A 23,002-nucleotide genomic window follows, 5' to 3' on the forward strand; every position below is an offset into this window, starting at 1 on the left:
AATTTTTAGATGACTACTGTTCCTAATTTAGCCTAAAATCAATAAGGACTAGGACAATTTTAAAATTGACATTTTGATGATTGAATCGATAGATTTTAGTTTAAAAGAAATCGAATTCTAATATCGTGAAATAAAAAAATAGTAGTGTAGTACGGTTGATTTTTAAATATAGTAAGCAGAAAAATAAAACTTTTTTGCGATCAAAAATAAAAAATCAGGTTTTATGAACAAAAGTATACTGCCAAATAAAAATAAGCTTACAGCTAAGTACTGGAAGAAAAAAACATTAAATAAAACAGAATTTAATGAGTTTGGTCAATTTCAGATAAACGTTGAAAATACCTTTATTGATGTAACAGAAATTAATTATTTTAATAAAATTACCACTAACAATATAGTAGCTCAATATACAGTTGTTAGTGCAATCTGTTCCTTTTTACTTAAGCGATTATTGACTGATTTTGATGGAAATTTTACTTCAAATTTTATGATAAATAATCCTTTGTTTTTTTCATTTTCGACAGATTTAAAAGTTTCATTTAAAGAATACCTTCAAAAGATCAAAAATGAAATTCTGGAAACACTGGAACATTCAGATTATGACACTACAGTAATTCGTGATTTAAGTCAACTTTCAAATTATAGTATCAGTTTTAATTCTAATGCGACTATAAAATGTAATGGTGTTTTACTGGATATAAAAATAAATGAACTTGGCAGCATTCAAATTAATTCTTTTTATGTCGAAGGTTTTGTAAAAAGTAATGTTATTGTTGATTTGGTAAATTATTTAAAGTCTTTTTTAATAAATCTTCAGGATTGTATCAATGTTAATTTATCAGAGTATCAATTGTTATCTGAGGAAGAAAAACGCAAAGTATTAGTAGATTTTAATACTACAGATATTGTATTTCCAGAGTATAAAACCATTGTTGATTTATTTGAAGATCAGGTTGTAAAAACTCCAAAAAATACAGCTATTATCTTTAAAAATAAAGAACTAAACTATTTAGAGTTAAATGAAAAAGCAAATCAGCTTGCAAATTATATCTCGACACATTATAAAGTAAATAAAGGAGATGTTATTGGAGTATTTTTACCAAAGTCTGATTTTGGAATAATCTCTCTATTGGCAATCTTAAAACTAGGAGCCATTTACTTGCCTATTGATATTAATTATCCTCTTGAAAGGATCAACTTTTTAATACAAGATAGTGGCTTAAATTTGTTAATTAACACTGAAACAAATACAATAAATGTTAATAATTGCGATATAATATCTATATCTTCCGTAGAATTAAAGAGATATAATTCGGAAAATATTAATACCGTTATTTTTCCTAAGGATTTAGCGTATATAATTTACACCTCTGGCTCTACAGGGCAGCCAAAAGGTGTAATGGTAGAGCATCAGAGCACAATCAATATGTTTCTGGATCAAATTCGAACTTTTGAAATTACAGCAAAAGACAATATAATATGGTTTGCTTCAGTTTCTTTCGATGCTTCTATTTCAGAAATTTTAATGACGTTAAACAGTGGTGCTACATTATGTGTTCCGACTGAAGATGAAATTAAAGATAAAGATCAATTTGTAGTCTTTTTAAAAGAAACTCAATCATCGGTTGTGACCTTTCCTCCAAGTTATTTAGGATTACTGTCCGAAGATGATATTTCAGGATTTAGATGTATAATAACTGCGGGCGAACCTGCTAATAAAGATACAGCAATACACATTACAGGACTTGGAATTGATTATTATAACGCTTACGGACCTACAGAATGTACAGTTTGTGTTTCTATTCATAAAGTAACTAAAGATGATTTTAATAAATCGATTATTCCTATTGGAAAACCAATTTCAAATACTAAAGTTTATATTTTAGATGAACAATTGCAACCATTATCGATTGGAGTCTCCGGAAAAATATACGTTTCAGGAGCAGGTTTGGCCAGAGGTTATCTTAATAAGCCGGAACTTACAAATGAAAAATTTGTTGTAAACCCATTTACAGATGGACAACAAATGTATGACACCGGAGATATTGGTTGCTGGTTACCAGACGGCACAATTGAATTTCAGGGAAGAAAAGACGAACAAGTAAAATTACGTGGATTTAGGATAGAACTTGGTGAAATTGAAAATACAATTCTGCAATATTCAAAGGATCTAAAACAAGTAGTTGTAGAAGTAAAAGAAAATAATCAGGAAAAAGTTCTGATTGCGTATCTGGTTTCCAATACAATCGTAGATAAATCAGACTTACGCAGTTTTTTACAAAGCAGATTACCGGATTATATGGTTCCGGGCTTTTATGTGCCGTTAGAAAAATTACCATTAACACCAAACGGAAAAATTGATAAGAAATCTTTGCCTGAGCTATCTGGTAGGGACATCATCAGAAAACAATATGTTGCTCCGCGTAATAAAGTAGAGGAAACTCTTGCCGAAATCTGGCATGAAGTTTTAAACATTGAAGCAATAGGAATTCATGATGATTTTTTCGAATTGGGCGGACACAGTTTGATTGTAGGTCAGGTGATCAACAGGATAAATCAACAGTTAGGAAAGACCATATCTTTTAAAACATTCTTTTCAAATGCTACTATCGAGAAAGTTACTATGCATTTAAAAGAGGGCAGCTATTTACCCATTTTAAAAGCACCAGAAGCTGCATCTTATCCTTTAACCGCTTCGCAAAACAGATTATGGATACTGAGCCAGTTAGAAGGTGGTTCGCTAGCTTATAATATGCCAGGTGCAGTATATCTTAAAGGTGGTTTTGATACTGGTAAATTTGAAGAATCATTTAAAATACTAATCAGCCGTCATGAAATTTTAAGAACCAATTTTAAAATCAATGATGAAGGAGAAGTTCGTCAATATGTACTACCTGCAAATAAGGTAAATTTTAAAATTTTAAATGAAGATTATAGTCTGATTGAAAATCAGGATGATGCAATTAGAAATTATTTATTAAAAAAAAATAAAGAAATTTTTGATTTAGAAAAAGACTCGCTTTTACGTGCTTCTTTAATCCATGTAAATAAAGAAGAATACGTTTTTTTCCTGTCACTTCATCATATCATTGGAGACGGTTGGACAATTGAATTGATAATAGCTGAAATTGTAAAAATATACAATACATTAAAACAAGGTAAAGTAGTTAATTCAGCAGCATTAAAAATTCAATATAAAGATTATGCTGTTTGGTTACAAAACGAATCATATTTAGAAGGTATTAAAAAATCGGAAGAATATTGGCTGAATCAATTTGCGGGTGAAATACCAGTTTTAGATATACCAGGCTTTAAAACACGTCCGTTAGTTCAGACTTACAATGGAAATACGATCACACACACTTTTGGAAAAGAGTTTTTAGACCAGTTAAAAAGCTTTTCGCAACAATACGATGTAACCTTATTTATGACCTTAATGTCTGGGGTTAATGCGTTGTTGCATCGATATACAGGCCAGCATGATATTATTGTAGGTACTCCAATAGCAGGAAGGGAACACCCGGATTTAGAGAACCAAATAGGATTGTTTTTAAATACACTTGTTATACGTACGCAGGTAAAAGAACAAAGCACTTTTTTAGATTTGATAGTAAATCAAAAAGAGAAATTATTAGAAGCTTATGATCATCAGAATTATCCTTTTGATTTATTGGTAAGCAAATTAAATCTGAAACGTGATACAAGTCGTTCTACTTTGTTTGATGTTTTGGTAGTTCTGCAAAATCAAACACAGTTAAAAAATATAAATACTGAGGAACTGTCAGATATAGAAATAAGCAATTTTAATTTTAATGATCAAACGGCTCAGGTCGATATCAGTTTTAGGTTTGTTGAAACAGATCTGTTACACCTTGCAATAGAATACAATACAGATATCTACGAAGGATATTTAATCGAAAAAATGTTTTCTCATTTTGAATGCCTTCTTGTTAAATCATTAGAGAACCCTTTAAGAGCTATTGAGCAAATTGATTTCCTGACTGAGAAAGAAAAACAGCAATTGCTATTTGATTTTAATAATACTGAAGTGCTTTATCCAAAAGGCAAAACAATAGTTGATTTGTTTGAAGAGCAAGTATCAAATACTCCGGACCATATTGCGGTAATATTTAATGAAACTACACTTACCTATCGTGAACTTAATGAACAATCGAATCAGTTAGCTGCTTATCTAATCGAAAATTATACAATTGAATCTAATGATCTGGTTGGTATTAAATTAGATCGAAGCGAGCGTATGATAATTTCTATTTTCGGGATTTTAAAATCCGGAGGAGCTTATGTACCAATCGATGTTAACTATCCACAGGAAAGAGTTGATTACATTGCAAAAGATGCCAGTCTTAAACTTTGTATTGACGAAAACGAATGGGTAAAATTCAAATTAAATCAGAATTCATATCCAACAACATCGATCCAGTTGAGTCAATTAGATCATTTGGCTTATTGTATTTATACTTCAGGATCTACAGGAAACCCAAAAGGAGTTTTAAATCATCATGCAGGTTTGTACAACAGATTATTATGGATGAAAGCATATTTGCAGGTAAACGATAAACAGGTTTTCCTTCAAAAAACACCTTATACTTTTGATGTTTCTGTTTGGGAATTAATTTTGCCATTTATTACTGGAAGTTCACTTATTGTGGCAAAACCGGATGGACATAAAGAGGTTTTATATTTACAGGAAGTAATTGACAAAGAGCAGGTTACAATTATTCATTTTGTGCCATCAATGTTAGGATCTTTCCTGGAAAATGTTGAAAAAGGAAAAGGCAGTTCATTACGTCATATCATATGTAGTGGAGAAGAATTAACGGTTAGTACAGCACAACGCTCTAAAGAAAGATTCTCAGGCGTTGCATTACACAACTTTTATGGCCCAACTGAAGCCGCAATTGATGTAACCGCTATAGATTTAAGTGAAGTTGAGGTAATTAGAGAAGGGGTAAGCATTGGTAAACCCATTGCAAACACAAAAATATATATTGTTAATGATTCGCTTGAACTACAGCCTTTTGGAGTACCTGGAGAATTATTAATATCCGGAATACAAGTAGCAAGAGGTTATTTAAACCTTTCGGAACTTACAGAAAATCGTTTTATAGCAGATCCATTTAGAAAAGGTTATCACGTTTATCGTACCGGTGATATTGCAAAATGGCAATCAGATGGCTCGATTCAGTATTTAGGACGAATTGATAATCAGGTAAAAATAAGAGGTAACAGAATTGAACTGGGCGAGGTTGAAAATGCTATTACAATGTTTAAAGCTGTTCAGCAAGTAGTTGTAGTAGCCAAAGAACTCAATTCAGAAAAAGTTTTGGTTGCCTATATCGTTGCAGAGAATGTTTTGGATAAAACGGAACTTCGTAGTTTCCTTCAGGGCAGGCTGCCAGAGTTTATGGTTCCGGGTTTTTATATTCAATTGACGCAATTGCCTTTAAGCTCGAATGGAAAAATCGACCGAAAAAAACTTCCTGAAATCTCCTCTAAAGATATTGTTCGAAAAGTGTATGTTGCTCCGGTAAGCACTATCGAGAAAGAATTAGTTTCAATATGGCAAGATGTATTAGGACTGGAAAATATAGGTATTACCGATAATTTCTTTGAGCTTGGCGGACATAGTTTGATCATCGCACAAGTAATTAACAGAACCCAAAAGCAATTAGGCAGTACTGTAAATTACAAAGATTTCTTTAGTAATCCTACTATTTTAGGTTTAAGCAAAGCATTAGAAAGTAATCATTATGTTGCAATTCCGGCTATCCCAGAATCGACATCTTATCCTTTAACGCCTTCACAAAACAGGCTTTGGGTGCTGAGTCAGTTAGAAGGCGGTGAATTGGCTTACAATATGCCTGCTGCTGTTAAATTAAAAGGAGCTGTTGATGCCAATAAATTTCAGGAAGCATTTCTTAAATTAATTGCACGTCACGAAATATTGAGAACTTCTTTTAAAATTAATCATGAAGGAGAGATTTCTCAGTTTATTGTTCCGGCTGAACAGGTAAAATTTAAAATTGAAAATAAAGATTTTTTACTAAAAGTTGATAAAGAACAAATTCTTGAAGAGTATTTAAAAGAAGAGAATAATAAAATTTTTGATTTAGAACAAGCTCCATTAATCAGAGCTTCCATAATCAGGTTAGAAGACAATGAATTTTTATTTTTCTTATCGTTGCACCATATCATTGGTGACGGATGGTCCATAGAAGTTTTAATATCTGAGCTTATAAAAATTTATAATGCGCTAACACAAGCAAAAGAAATTAATCTGCCGGAACTAAAAATTCAGTATAAAGATTATGCAGTATGGTTACAGGAAAGTGCAGCGCAGGAAAATCATAAAATCGCAGAGCAATATTGGTTGAATCAGTTTCAGGGAGAATTACCAATACTGGATTTACCAAGTTTTAAACCACGTCCATTACTTCAAAACTATAATGGAAATAACATTACACATCAATATTCAAATGACTTTTTAGAAAAACTAAAAGCATTTTCGGTAGAACAGGATGTGACTTTATTTATGACTTTAATTACAGGTATAAATGCGTTGCTACATTTATATACAGGTCAGAATGATATTATAGTGGGAACTCCAATTGCAGGAAGAGAACACTCTGATTTAGAGAATCAAATAGGACTGTATTTAAATACCTTGGCAATTCGTACTATATTCAACGAAAATATTAGTTTTTCAGGGCTATTAAAAAAACAAAAAGAAACCCTGTTAGATGCTTATCAGCATCAAAGTTATCCGTTTGATGAATTGACAGAGAAATTAAATCTAAAAAGAGATAATAGTCGTTCTGCATTGTTTGATGTTTTGATTGTATTGCAAAATCAATCACAACTAAATAATGTAAGTAATGAAACATTATCAGATCTAGAAGTAAGCGATTACAAAATTTCTAGAAAATCATCTCAATTTGATATGAGTTTCACTTTTGTCGAAACAACAGGATTAGATTTAACGATTGAATATAATACAGATATCTACGATGCATATTTGATCGAAAGAATGTTTTCTCATTTTGAAAAATTACTAACTGAATCATTAGCCCAACCCGAATCAGTTATTCAAAAAACAACTTATCTAAAAGAAGAAGAAAAACAGCAATTGTTAGTTGACTTTAATAATACTACAGCCATTTATTCGCAAGAAAAAACAATTGTAGCTTTATTTGAAGAACAAATAGTTAAAAATCCGGATAATATTGCCGTTTTGTTTCAGGAGACAGAATTGACTTATACTGATTTAAATGAAAGAGCAAATCAGTTGGCGTATTATTTAAGAGAAAACTACGATATACAAGCGGATGACTTTGTTGGAATTAAATTAGAGAGAAGTGAGAAAATGATTATTAGCATTTTGGGAATATTAAAATCTGGTGCTGCCTACATTCCAATTGATATTAATTATCCACAAGAAAGAATAGATTATATTGAAGATGACAGCAATAGTAAATTAATTATTGATGTATCAGAATTCGAACGATTTAGTCAGGTTCAGGATAATTATTTGAAAAGTAATATTCAGAAAATCAATACTTCGAAGGATTTAGCCTATGTAATTTACACTTCAGGAACAACCGGAAATCCAAAAGGAGTAATGGTAGAAAATAGAAATGTAATTAATTTAATTACACATCAATCTGCCGCCTTTGGTATTACATCAACAGAAAACATATTACAATTCTCTAATATATCATTTGATGCTTCGGTAGAGCAAATATTTTTAGCCCTTTTAAACGGAGCTTTGTTAAGTATTCCGGATAACGACACGATTTTAAATGCTGAAAAGTTAGAAGCCTTTATTGATGTACAAAAGATTACTCATCTGCATACCGTTCCTTCCTTATTAGAAAATATTTCCCCTAAAAAATTCCCTTTTTTAAAGCGTGTAATTTCGGGAGGTGATATTTGCTCTTTGACGTTAGCCAATAGCTGGTGCGAGCATTGCAATTTTTATAATGAATACGGGCCAACTGAAACAACTGTAACCTCTATTGAATTATTGCACAATAAGGGTAAAGATTTTTCAATAGGCAGACCAATCTCGAATACGCAGGTTTATATCGTTAATGAATTATTACAACCAGTAGCAATAGGAGTTACCGGAAAAATATTTATAGGCGGAGACGGTATAACCAGAGGATACCTGAATAAACCGGAATTAACCAGAGACAAATTTATTTCAAATCCTTACAGAGAAGGTTCACTAATGTATGATACCGGAGATTTAGGTAAATGGCTGCCTGATGGCAATATTCAGTTTTCAGGCAGAAAAGATCAACAGGTAAAACTTCGCGGATATCGAATAGAATTAGGCGAAATAGAAACTGCTATAACACAATTTTCTAACGATTTGAAACAAGTGATTGTCGAACTAAAGGAAACAAAATCAGATAAATTTTTGATCTCTTATATAGTTTCAAATGAAGATATAGACATTCCTAAACTGAAACAATTTCTTCAGGAAAAACTTCCGAACTACATGATTCCTGGTTTTTATATCACGCTGGATCATTTTCCATTGACACCTAATGGAAAGATCGACAGAAAGGCTTTACCGGGAATATTGGACGAGAATGTAATTAAAAAGACATACATAGCGCCAAGAAATGAAACCGAGAAAAAGCTAGTCGAATTATGGCAACAGGTTTTAGAAGTGGAAAATATTGGAGTCTTAGATGATTTCTTCGAATTAGGCGGGCACAGCCTAAAAGCAATGAAATTAATTGGCCTTATTACCAATGAATTTGAAATAAAAATAGCGATAAACGATTTGTTCAAAAACATAATATTAGAAGAACAGGCAACTCTTATTGAAAATATTAATTCAATGTATGTTCATGATATTGAAAATGATGAAAGTGATGTTGAAACTGAAATTTTCTCTATTTGATTTAAAAAAAAGGAATAAGAAGAAGCAAAAGACTAAGGATAAATAAAATTCAATAAAGCAAATAGCACAATGCAAGCACTACTGAAAAAACTAAATAACTCTAATATAAAAATTGATTTAGTTGATGAAAAATTAGATATTCAGGCTCCCAAAGGAGTTATGACCGCAGACTTATTGAATGAGATTAAATTATACAAAAATGATTTAATCGAATTTATTTCTTCCTACAAGGCTAAAAAAGATAAACATCAATTTATACCACAAGTTCCTATACAGCATAGCTATGTTTTATCTTCTTCTCAACATAGATTATGGCTGTTAAGTCAACTTGAAAGTGCCAGTGTTGCTTATAATATGCCAAGTGTTTTTCAGTTAAAAGGAAATCTGGATATTTCTTCCTTAAAAAATGCATTTCAGTTGCTTATCGAACGTCATGAATCACTGCGTACGCTGTTTAAAGAAGAGTATGGAGAAGTGAGACAAATTATAGTACCTATTGAAGACATCAGGTTTCAATTAGAATATGAAGATATAAGCCATAATGCCAATTTGCCTGTAAAAGAAAAAGAAATCATTAAAAAAGAAATTGAATATTCATTTGATTTATCACAGGATTCTCTGCTTCATGCTAAATTAATTAAAACCACACAAGATACCTATACATTTGTATGTGTAATGCATCACATTATAAGCGATGGATGGTCAAATGAGGTTATGATCAGAGAGTTGTTTACATTGTATAATTCTGCTTTAAATGAAGATCCATTAAGTCCACTACACATTCAATATAAAGATTATGCTGCCTGGCAACAAAATCAATTGAATGAAGCTGATATGGAAAAACATAAAGCTTATTGGTTGAGTCAGTTTGAAAATGAACTTCCAAATTTAAATTTGCCAACATATCAAATTAGACCAGCAATAAAAACTTATAATGGAAAGTCAGAGAAAAAGTTATTCAGCGATATTCTTGTAAAAGATTTTAATGCATTGTGTCAATCTCAGGGGAGTACCCTTTTTATGGGATTACTGGCAATTGTAAAAGTACTGTTCTATAAGTATACTAACCAGAAAGACATAAGTATTGGCAGTCCCATAGCAGGTAGAGAGTATTTGGATTTACAAAATCAAATTGGATTTTATGCGAATACATTAGCTTTAAGAACCTGTTTTAAAGAAAAAGACAATTTTTCTGATTTGCTTGCTAACGTAAAAGAAGTTACGCTTAATGCTTACAAACATCAGGCGTATCCGTTTGATGAGCTGGTAGAGCAGTTACCACTGAAACGAGATATGAGCCGTAATCCATTATTTGATGTTATGATTACACTTCAAAATACGGATAATTTAAAAAGCGGTATATATCGTTTAGGTGAAATTGAGGTTCAAAACTATTACTTAGAAGAAGATACAATAAGTAAGTTTGATTTAAAATTTTCATTTATAGAATTAGATAAAGGATTAGATCTCATTATTACATATAATACAGATTTATATACTCAGGGTTTTATAGAAAGATTATTAGGTCATCTTGAAACATTATTGCAACAGGTGACAGAGCAACCCGAAAGAGCAATTAATTCACTAGATTATTTATCTACTGATGAAAAGCAGCAGTTACTATTTGATTTTAACAATACCACGGTTACCTACTCAGAAGATAAAACACTAATAGATCTATTTGAAGAGCAGGCAGAAAAAACGCCAGATAGTATTGCCGTAATTTTTGAAGATAAAGAGTTTACTTATAAAGAAATAAATGAACTATCGAATCAGCTTGCGGATTACTTAAAAGCGAATTATTCTATTTCTACTGATGATTTAATCGGGATTAAATTAGAGAGAAGCGAATTATTAATTGTTTCTATTCTGGGCGTATTAAAATCAGGTGCAGCCTATGTTCCTATTGATGCTGCTTATCCTCAGGAAAGAATAAATTATATTGAAAAAGACAGTAACTGTAAAATAGTAATTGACTCAGATGAATTTGAAAACTTTATTGGAATCCGTTCATTATATAAGAATATAAATCCTGTAAAGACTATAAAGTCAAGCGATTTAGTTTACGTGATTTATACTTCAGGTTCTACAGGTAATCCAAAAGGAGTAATGATTGAAAATACCAGTCTGGTAAATTATCTGTTACACCAAATAAATTTTTTAGAGATAAAGCCTAATGAACGAATTGCATTATTAGCATCTGTTTCATTTGATGCCTCTGTAGAACAAATATTTACAGCTTTACTAAGTTCGTCCGCTTTATGTATTATAAAAAAAGAAGATGTACTGGATGCTGAAAAATTAGAGAAAATAATAGAAAAATATGCTATTACTCATTTACATAGCGTTCCAAGCTTATTATTAAATTTAGATCTAAGTTCAGCTTCATCATTAAAAAGAATTATTTCGGCAGGTGAAAATTTCAAACCAGAATTAGCAGCTAAGTACATCGACAAATATAATTTGTATAATAAATATGGTCCTACAGAAACAACTATTTCATCTACAATTGGTCAGATCGTAAATAAAGATGAAATATCGATTGGAAAACCAATTTCAAATACACACATTTATATATTAAATGACGATTTAGTGCCTGTTTCGTTGGGTATAATTGGCGATATGTATATTTCCGGATCAGGATTATCAAGAGGATATTTTAATAATGCAGCACAAACCGAATCTAGTTTTGTTTCTAATCCTTTTCAGGAAGGATCAAAAATGTATAAAACCGGAGATTTAGGAAAATGGCTTCCGGATGGTTCTATTGTATTTGAAGGAAGAAAAGATTTTCAGGTAAAGATAAGAGGACACAGAATAGAATTAGGTGAAATCGAAAATGTTATTTTAGGATATACAACATCATTTAATCAGGTTGTTGTAGACGTAAGAGAAAAAAATTCTGAGAAAGTATTGGTTGCCTATTATAGTACTGATGGTATTATTGATAAATCAGAATTAAGAAGCTACCTGCAAAGTAAATTACCTGATTATATGGTGCCTGGTTACTATTTAGAATTAGATAGTATGCCATTGACTCCAAACGGAAAAATAGACCGCAAATCTTTACCGGGTATTTCTGGAGAAGATCTTATAAGACGTGAATATGTAGCTCCAAAGACAAATACAGAAGTTAAACTGGTTAAAATCTGGGAAGAAGTTTTAAATGTAGAAAAAGTTGGAATAACAGATAATTTTTTTGAATTAGGAGGGCATAGTTTAATTATTGTTCAAATTATCAATAAGACTTTTAAAGAGCTAGGAAAAAGTATTTCTTTTAAGGATTTCTTTGCTAATCCAACTATCAAAGGTTTAAGCAAAATAATGTATGAATCCAATTATGTAGCTATACCATTGGCACCACGATCAGATTCTTATATTGTGACTTCTTCTCAAAACAGATTATGGTTATTGAGTCAGTTGGAGGGAGGATCATTGGCATATAATATGCCAGTAGCCATAAAACTTAATGGAATTCTGAATGATGAAGTTTTTCAAAATGCTTTCAGATATTTAATAAATAAACACGAAATTCTTCGTACTTATTTTAAAATCAATGAAGGAGGATCATTGCGTCAATTCATTCTTTCGGAAAAAGAAGTTAATTTTAAAATCGATTTTTTCGATTATGAAGGCAAACAACCACAAGATATAGAGGATCTTATTATCTCATTAAACAATAAAGAGTTTAACCTTGAAGAAGCACCACTAGTTAGAGCAAGTTTATTAAAAATATCTGATACAGAACATATTTTCTTTTTCTCTCGTCATCATATCATAGGAGATGGCTGGTCATCTCAAATAATGACCTCAGAAATCATTAAAATCTACAATACATTAATCGAAGGAAAAGAAATACATTCATCTGCTCTAAAAATTCAGTACAAAGATTATGCAGTTTGGTTAAAAAACGAATACAATCTAGCATCCATTAAAAAATCAGAAGACTATTGGCTTGAGCAATTTTCAGGAGAAATTCCAGTGTTAGAATTGCCTGGATTCAAAACACGTCCATTGGTGAAAACTAATAACGGAACCCAGTTATCATATACTTATTCAGAAGATTTTTTAAACAAATTAAAGAATTTCTCCAAACAACAAAATGTCACTTTGTTTATGACTTTAATGGCCGGAATCAATACTTTATTGTATAGATATTCAGGACAGAAAGATATTATCATTGGTACACCATTAGCAGGTAGAGAACATCCGGATTTAGAGAACCAAATAGGGCTGTATCTCAATACCCTTGCAATCCGCACACAATTCAAAGAAGAAAATAGCTTTTTAGATTTGATTGCCGTACAAAAAGAAACACTATTAGAAGCATATCAATATCAAAATTATCCTTTCGACTCCTTAGTAGATAAACTAAGTTTAAAACGAGATACCAGTCGTTCTGTTTTGTTTGATGTAATGGTGGTACTTCAGAATCAGAATCAGCTAAAATCATTAAACAATAATGAATTCCTAAACGGATTAGAAATTGAGGAATATAGTTTTGAAAGAAGAACGGCCCAATTTGATATTAGTTTTCAATTTGTGGAGTCAGAGAGATTGTCGCTTTCAATCGAATATAACACAGATATTTACGATGCTTTTTTGATCAATCGAATATTTAAACACTTTGAACAATTATTAGAACAAGCTATTACTGCTCCTCTATTAGAACTAAGACATATTGATTATTTATCTTCTAATGAAAAATATCAAGTTGTATTTGACTTTAATGATACTGCAGCTTTTTATCCAAAAGATAAAACAATACTCGATTTATTTGAAGAGCAGGTAGTCATGACACCTAATAACATCGCAATTGTTTTTGATGGAAAAAAACTTATTTACGAAGACTTAAATGAAGAGACTAACCAGTTAGCAGAATATTTAAAAGAAAATTATGCAATTAGTCATAAGGATATAGTTGGAATCAGGCTCGATCGAAGTGCATCCCTTATTATTTCGATTTTGGGAGTATTAAAGGCAGGAGCTGCTTATGTACCTATTGATCCTACTTATCCACAGGATAGAATAGATTATATTGAAAAAGACAGTGCCAGTAAAGTCATCATTGATGAAGCATTATTCGAAGAATTTAAATTGGTTCAGTATAAATATTCGAAATCGAATGTAAAGAAAATCAATTCTCCCACTGATTTGGCGTATGTTATTTATACATCCGGAACGACAGGTCATCCTAAAGGAGTTCAGGTAGAACATCATAACTTAATTAATTTATGTTATTGGCATCGTACCGCATTTAAAGTTACTGGAGATAGCCGTGGAGCATTATTCTCCGGAGTTGGGTTTGATGCATCGGTTTGGGAAATTTTTCCATACCTGATTAGTGGAGCTTCTTTATACCCAATTGGTGAAGACGAGATACGACTGAATTTGCAAAAATTGGCTGATTTTTATAATACCAATGAAATTTCACATACCTATCTGCCTTCAGCCATTTGTAGTGATCTAACCAATTCCGGACTTGTAATAGAAAAAGTAAAATTTCTGGTTGGAGGAGAAGCTTTAAAAATAGACAAAGGTTCCGTATTAGAAATTTATAACAATTACGGACCTACAGAAAATACGGTTGTAAGTTCATTTTATAAAGTAAATCAGGATCATAAGGGAATCATCCCGATAGGAAAACCAATTTCGAATACCCAGATTTATATTTTGGACGATCAGCTACAAATTTTGCCTGTAGGTGTTACGGGTAAAATTTATGTATCAGGAGCAAGTGTTGCGCGTGGTTACCTAAATAACGAAGCGCTTACTGCCGAGAAGTTTATTACGAATCCTTTTGAAGAAGGAAAAAGAATGTATGATACAGGTGATTTAGGCCGCTGGCTTGTAGATGGAAATATTGAATTTTTAGGCAGAAAAGATCATCAGGTTAAAATAAGAGGCTACAGAATTGAACTTGGAGAGATCGAAAATACAATTTTAGAGTTCTCAAAAACATTAAAACAAGTTATTGTAGAAGCCAAAGAACTAAAATCAGAAAAAGTTTTGGTTGCTTATATCGTAACAGAAAAAGTTTTGGATAAAACAGCGCTTCGCAACTTTCTTCAGGGTAAGTTGCCGGATTATATGGTTCCCGGATTTTATATTCAATTGCCTGAATTTCCATTAACCTCTAACGGCAAGATCGACCGAAAGAAACTGCCTGAAATAGCATCAGAAGATAGTGTTCGCAAAGCGTATGTTGCTCCGGGAACCCTTATCGAGAAAGAATTAGTCTCTATTTGGCAGAATGTATTAGGGCTTGAAAACATTGGGATTACAGATAATTTCTTTGAACTGGGCGGACATAGTTTAATCATTTCTCAGGTAATCAACAGAGTGCAAAAGCAATTGGGCAGCTCTGTAAGTTATAAAGATTTCTTTGCGAATGCTACAATATCAGGACTAAGTAAAATATTAAACACCAGAACTTATGCATCAATTGCTAAAGCTCCGGAATCAGAATTTTATCCTTTAACAGGATCTCAAAACAGACTTTGGATTTTAAGCCAACTTGAAGGCGGATCTCTGGCGTATAATATGCCGGGTGCACTTCGCTTAAAAGGCGATGTTGATGTGGCTAAATTTCAAACTTCTTTTGAGTTGTTAATCGAACGTCATGAAATTTTAAGAACCAGTTTTAAAACGACTCCGTTAGGCGAAGTTAATCAATATATAATTCCGGCTTCGGTTGTAAATTTTAAGATCATTGAAAAAGATCTTAGTCTGATTACCAATCAGCAAGAATTTCTTGTTGATTATTTAGCGCAAAGCAACAATGAACCATTTGATCTGGAGCATGCACCTCTTTTAAGAGCCAGTATTATAAAATTAAAAGAAAAAGAATCTTTATTTTTCCTTACGCTGCACCACATCATTGGCGATGGATGGTCTATGGAAATTTTAATCTCAGAGGTTATAAAAATCTATAATGCCTTACTGGAAGAAAAAGCAGTTGAATTGCCACAATTAGAAATCCAGTATAAAGATTATGCAGTATGGAGAAATGAGGAGCAAAAAAAGGAAGAGGCTACAGAAAACTATTGGCTTAAACAATTTTCAGGAACTCTGCCAATTTTAGAATTGCCGGGTTCTAATGCGCGCCCTTTGGTTCAGACTTATAATGGAGCAAATATTACCCGCAGGTTTTCAAAAGAATTTTCAAGCAAACTTCAGTCTTTTTCAAAACAACAGGATGTTACTTTATTTATGACTTTAATGTCAGGAATAAATGCATTATTATACAGATATACAGGTCAGGATGATATTATAATTGGAACTCCAATAGCAGGAAGAGAACATCCGGATTTAGAGAACCAGATAGGCTTATATCTTAATACACTTGCGATTCGTACACGATTAAAAGAAGCAATTAGTTTTCATGATTTACTTGCCATTCAAAAAGAAACATTACTGAAAGCATACGAACATCAAAATTATTCTTTTGATTCTTTGGTTGGTAAGTTAAATTTAAAACGAGATATGAGCCGTTCGGCTTTGTTTGATGTCTTGATGGTTTTACAAAGTCAGGGGCAATTAAATAACCTGAATAATGGTACATTACTAAACCTTGAAGTAAGTCCGTACGTGATTGAAGGTTCAAATTCTAAATTTGATATTACCTATACTTTCACAGAAACAGATGTTTTATCGCTTTCAATCAATTACAATACAGATATCTATAATGGCGATGCAATCGAAAGAATGTTTGCTCATTTTGAGAATTTAGTGATAGAATCTATAAATCAACCTTTGCAGGCATTAGAAACTATAAATTATTTAACAGAGGCTGAAAAGCAACAATTATTAGTTGATTTTAACGATACAAAAGTTCTTCATTCACAAGATCAAACGCTGGTAGATTTATTTGAAGAACAAGCTGCTAAAACACCTGATAATACAGCAATTATTTTTGAAGATACAATACTTACCTATCAGCAGTTAAATGAAAAAGCAAATCAGTTGGCGGCTTATTTAAGAGCTAATTATAGTATTGAACCAGATGATTTAATTGCAATCAAATTAGAGCGAAATGAGTTTTTGCTGGTTAGTTTATTGGGAGTATTGAAATCCGGTGCGGCATATGTGCCAATCGATTCAAATTATCCTCAGCAACGAATTGATTATATCGAAAAAGACAGTAACAGCAAAGTTGTTATTGATCAAAATCTAGTAGAAAAATTCCTTGAAGTTCAGCACAATTACAGCACATCAAATTTAGATCAGATATCAAAACCAAACCATCTGGCTTATATTATTTATACGTCAGGAACCACAGGAAATCCAAAAGGAGTAATGGTGGAACATCACAATGCGGTTGAATTGATTCACTGGTCGATTAAGGAATTTAATGCTGATAAATTTGATATTGTTTATGCTGTTACCTCTCATTGTTTTGACTTGTCTGTGTATGAGTTTTTCTACACTCTTTCGACAGGTAAACAAATAAGAATGTTGAAGAACGCGCTGGAAATTAATCATTATCTGGAGCAGGATACTAATATATTATTAAATACGGTTCCGTCCGTTGTTCGAAAATTGATCGAAGACAAAGTTTCGCTGGATAATATCAAGGTACTAAACATGGCAGGAGAAATCCTTCCTACGGATATTATTGCCAAACTTCCTTTGGATAAAATCGAAGTTCGAAATCTGTACGGTCCATCTGAAGATACTACTTACAGCACGTCTTTTTTTATTACCAATAAAGAAGCCAGAACGATTTCTATTGGTCAGCCAATATCAAATACACAAGTATTAATTCTGGATCAAAATAATCAATTGGTTCCTGTTGGAGTTACAGGAAGAATATTTGTTTCCGGAGCAGGAGTAGCGAGGGGTTATTTGAATAAAGAAGAATTAACGCAGGAGAAGTTTGTGGTCAATCCTTTTCTCGAAGGAGAAAGAATGTACGACACAGGCGATTTAGGATATTGGTTATCAGATGGAAACATAGAATTTATAGGGAGAAAAGATCATCAGGTTAAAATAAGAGGTTACAGAATTGAACTGGGAGAGATTGAATCGGCTGTTTTAGGATTTTCAGATCAGGTGCAACAAGCAGTTTTAGAAGCTAAAGAATTTAATTCTCAAACAGTATTAGTTGCTTATTATGTAAGCGAAACCAAAATCGATAAGACAGATTTAAGAAGCTATTTGCAAAGTAAATTACCGGATTATATGTTGCCTGGTTATTTTTTAGAGTTGGATAAAATGCCATTGACTCCAAACGGCAAAATAGATCGTAAAGCATTACCGGGTATTTCAGGCGAAGATCTTATCAGACGTGAATATGTGGCTCCAGCAACGGCAATAGAAATTGGATTGGCTAAGATCTGGGAAGAAGTTTTAAATATTGAAAAAGTTGGAACAACAGATAATTTCTTCGAGTTAGGCGGACATAGTTTAGTGGTTGTTCAGGTTATCAACAAGACTTTTAAAGAACTGGGAAAAAGCATTTCGTTTAAGGACTTTTTTAATAATCCAACGATTCAAGGTTTAAGCAAAAAGGTAGTTGAATCAAATTATTTGGCAATTCCGCAAGCTCCGGAATCTTCAAGTTATCCGCTAACATCTTCACAAAACAGATTTTGGATATTAAACCAGTTCGAAGGAGCATCTTTAGCTTATAATATGCCTGTTGCGGTAAAATTTACCGGAGATCTGGATGTTTTAAAATTAGAGGAAGCTTTCAAGTTATTAATCTTCAGACATGAAATTTTAAGAACAGCTTTCGTTTCAACAGAAGGCGAAGAAGTTCGTCAGTTGATCACGCCAAAAGAGCATGTAAACTTCAAGATTAATTATAATGATTTTAGTTCGAAAAACGAAATCAAAGAAGCAGTTTCCAGCTATTTGGCAAACGAAAATGCTGTTGCGTTTGATTTAGAAAAAGGCGGATTAGTTAAAGGATCTTTACTGAAAATCCAGGAAAAAGAGCATGTTTTCTTTATGTCAATGCATCATATTGTTAGTGATGGATGGTCAATGGAATTGTTAATTAAGGAAATTGTAAGTGTCTATAATTCTTTAGTTAATGGTACAGAAATCAATTTACCGGAATTAAAAATTCAATACAAAGATTATGCAGTTTGGTTAAATAGTGATATTCAAAAACAAAAATATAACGCAGCAGAACAATATTGGATCAATCAATTTTCAGGAGAACTGCCAACATTAGAATTGCCAAGTTTTAATAAACGTCCATTAGTTAAAACGTTTAACGGAAATAGTATTACTCATCAATTTTCGAAAGAGTTTTTAGATCAGATAAAAACATTCTCAAAAGATAATGATGCTACTTTGTTTATGAGTTTATTGGCCGGAACAAAAAGTTTATTGTATAAATATACCAATCAGCGAGATATTATTATAGGAACGCCTATAGCCGGAAGAGAACATCCGGATCTTGAAAACCAGGTTGGATTATATCTTAATACACTGGCAATAAGAACTCAGATAGAAGAAAATGCTACTATTTTGCAAGTGTTAGAGAAAGAAAAACAAGCATTATTAGAAGCTTATCAATATCAGAACTATCCTTTTGATGATTTGGTTGGTAAATTAAATCTAAAAAGAAATAACAGTCGTTCAGCCTTATTTGATGTTATTGTCGTGTTGCAAAATCAGGGACAATTGCAAATAACAAATGAAGAAGAATTAACGGGTTTGCAGGTAGAAAATTATGTTTTTGAAAGCAAAACAGCGCAACTGGATATGAGTTTTATCTTCACAGAAAGTGAAGAGGGATTGTCTTTAACGATACAATACAACACGGACATTTATGATGCTTTTTTAATAGAAAGAATCTTCAGTCATTTTGAAAATCTCGTAAGCAATTCGATTGCCAATCCATCAGCGGTTTTAGACCAGACAGATTATTTGATTCCATCTGAGAAACAGCAATTATTATTTGATTTTAATGCTACTGAAGCTGCTTATCCAAAAGATAAAACAATTGTTGCATTATTTGAAGAACAGGTTGAAAAAACACCTGATAATACAGCGGTTGTTTTTGAAAACAAAGCATTTACGTATCAGGAATTAAATGAAATTTCGAACCAGCTTGCTCATTATTTAAGAGAAAACTATAGTATTCAGGCTGATGATTTGATAGGTATTAAATTAGAAAGAAGTGAAAACCTGATTGTTTCGATTTTAGGAATATTAAAATCCGGAGCAGCTTATGTGCCAATTGACCCAAGTTATCCACAAGATCGAATAGATTATATAGAGAAAGACAGCGCAAGTAAAGTTATTATTGATGAACAACTGTTAGAAAAATTCAGAAAAGTTCAGAACGATTATTCGAAACTTAATGTTGAGAAAATCAATTCTGCTACAGATTTGGCATATGTAATTTATACTTCAGGAACCACAGGTCATCCAAAAGGAGTAATGGTCGAACATCATAATTTAATTAATTTATGTTATTGGCATTGCACGGCGTTTAAAGTTGATAAAGATAGTCGTGGAGCGTTATTTTCAGGAGTTGGGTTTGATGCATCTGTTTGGGAGATTTTTCCTTATCTAATTAGTGGAGCATCTTTATATCCTATTGGAGAAGAGGAGATACGTTTAAATCTGCGAAAACTGGCTGATTTTTATAATGCTAAAGAGATATCACACAGTTATTTGCCATCAGCTATTTGCAGTGAATTAACCAGCTCCGGAATCGTTATAGATAATGTGAAGTTTTTGGTTGGAGGAGAAGCTTTAAAAATAGATAAAGGTTCACAATTAGATATTTATAATAATTACGGACCTACAGAAAATACCGTAGTGAGCACATTTTATAAAGTAAACCCGGATCATAACGGAATTATCCCAATAGGTAAACCGGTTTGTAATACTCAGGTTTATATTTTGGGAGATCAGTTGCAGGTTTTACCAATAGGAGTGAGTGGTAAGATTTACGTTTCTGGAGCCAGTGTAGCACGTGGTTATCTTAATAATGAAACACTTACGTCTGAGAAATTTATTGAAAATCCTTTTGTCAGCGGACAAAGAATGTATGATACAGGCGATTTAGGACGTTGGCTTACAGATGGAAATGTTGAATTTTTAGGAAGAAAAGACCATCAGGTTAAAATAAGAGGTTACAGAATTGAACTTGGAGAAATCGAAAACACGATTTTAAAATTTTCAACACCTTTAAAACAAGTTATAGTAGAGGCTAAAGAGCTAAACTCAGAAAAAGTTTTGGTGGCGTATATCGTCTCAGAAAATACATTGGATAAAAGTGCACTTCGCAATTTTCTTCAGGACACATTACCGGATTATATGGTCCCGGGATTTTTTGTCGAATTATCTCATTTTCCTTTAACCTCAAACGGTAAAATTGATCGAAAAGCTCTTCCTTCAATATCATCAGAAGATATCGTTCGTAAGGAATATGTTGTTCCTATAACAGTAATCGAGAAAGAAATAGTGGCGATATGGCAAAGTGTTTTAGGTTTAGAAAAAATTGGGGTTACTGATAATTTCTTTGAACTTGGAGGACATAGTTTAAAAGCCGGTTTATTGATAAATGAATACCGAAAAGCCTTTAATGTAAAAATTAAAGTTAATGATATATTCAAGTCAACAACCATTAAGTCCCATGTTAATTTACTGGAGTTAACTGATAAAATCGATCAGGATGAAATAGCTAAAATACCGGAAGGGGAAAGTTTTGCAGTTTCGGCAATACAAAAGAGAATTTGGATTGCGAGCCAATTCGAAAATGGATCAAAAGCATATCATATGCCTTCTTGTATTGAAGTAACGATTAATCCGGAAAATTTTAGAAAAGCTATACTTGCTACAATAGAACGTCATGAAATATTAAGAACCGTTTTTAAAGAAAGTATTGACGCCGAAATAAAACAATGGATTTTGCCTCTTGAAAAATTAAGGTTTGAGGTTGATTATAAAGATTATCGCAATATTGAAGACATTGAAAAAGGCATAAAAAACTTTATTGATACTGACAATGAAAAGCGTTTTGATCTTGAAAACGGGCCATTATTACGTGCCGCCCTGCTGCAAATAAGCGATACTAATTATGTATTTTATTATAACATACATCACATAATAGGCGATGGATGGTCAATGGAGGTTTTAAAAAATGATGTTTTAGCCTTTTATAAAGCGTATGAAAATGGAGGTAAAGCTGAACTTGAAGATTTAAAAATTCAACACAAAGATTATGTTGCCTGGATAGCGCAAAATAATGCTGGCAAAGAACAGGAATATTGGTTGAATAAATTTGAAAAAGAAGTGCCGCAACTTGATTTAATGGTATCAAAAGAACGTCCTAAAATTAAAACCTATAACGGAAACATTTTCTCTGGCGATATTACAGGAAATAATTTTGCGAAACTAGCAGAAACAGTCCAAAATACAGAGACTACATTCTATATGAATCTTTTAAGTCTTATTTATATTTTATTGTATAAATATTCCTATCAAAAAGATCTGGTAATTGGTAGTCCTATAGACGGCAGAGATCATCACAGTCTAAAAAATCAGATTGGATGTTTTGTAAATACGGTGCCATTTAGAGTTCTATTACAAAGTAAAGAGAACTATAATTCCCTTTTAGCAAGAGTTAAAAATACTGTTTTAGAAGGTTTAGAACATCAGTCTTTTCCTGTAGAATCTGTAATTGAAGCGCTTGAACTTCAAAGAGATTTGTCGAGAAGTCCATTGTTTGATGTGTCTGTGGTTATGATTCAAAATGCAGTAAGTCAAGATCATAATCCAACAAACGAACAAGGATATTCGAAACTACTGGAATCTTTTAAAAGTAAACTTGACCTGACTTTTTATTTTAAGGCTTATGAAAATAAAATTTCCTGCAATATTATTTACAACACAGATTTATTTGATGCTGATGTAATAGAAAAAATGTTCACCGAATTTTTAATACTGACAGATTTTGATTTGTCAAACGATTCGCTGACAATAGACGATTACATCGCGACAGCAAATACAAATGAAACACAAGAACAGGCTAGCTTTTTTGATGACATTAACGCAGCTATTGACGATAGTTTTTAAATAAAAATGATATCAAATAAC

2 protein-coding genes are annotated in these 23,002 nt (G+C 32.1%); both read left to right on the forward strand.

Features of this window, described 5'->3' with window-relative positions; genetic code table 11:
- Positions 1–223 precede the first annotated feature (223 nt).
- The gene (locus tag A4F88_RS14775) at positions 224–8,935 is read left to right on the forward strand and encodes a non-ribosomal peptide synthetase (protein WP_068843418.1); all 8,712 of its coding nucleotides are present in this window, start codon (positions 224–226) and stop codon (positions 8,933–8,935) included.
- Positions 8,936–9,004: 69 nt separating this feature from the next.
- A complete protein-coding gene (locus tag A4F88_RS14780) occupies positions 9,005–22,981 on the forward strand; it encodes a non-ribosomal peptide synthetase (protein ID WP_068843419.1) in 13,977 nt (4,658 codons plus the stop codon).
- Positions 22,982–23,002 lie beyond the last annotated feature (21 nt).

It is taken from the genome of Flavobacterium chilense (genome assembly GCF_001602525.1).
GTDB lineage: Bacteria > Bacteroidota > Bacteroidia > Flavobacteriales > Flavobacteriaceae > Flavobacterium > Flavobacterium chilense.

Coding starts and splice junctions, on each gene's coding strand:
- A4F88_RS14775 (WP_068843418.1), top strand. CDS start 224: ATGAACAAAAGTATACTGCCAAATAAAAATAAGCTTACAGCTAAGTAC.
- A4F88_RS14780 (WP_068843419.1), top strand. CDS start 9,005: ATGCAAGCACTACTGAAAAAACTAAATAACTCTAATATAAAAATTGAT.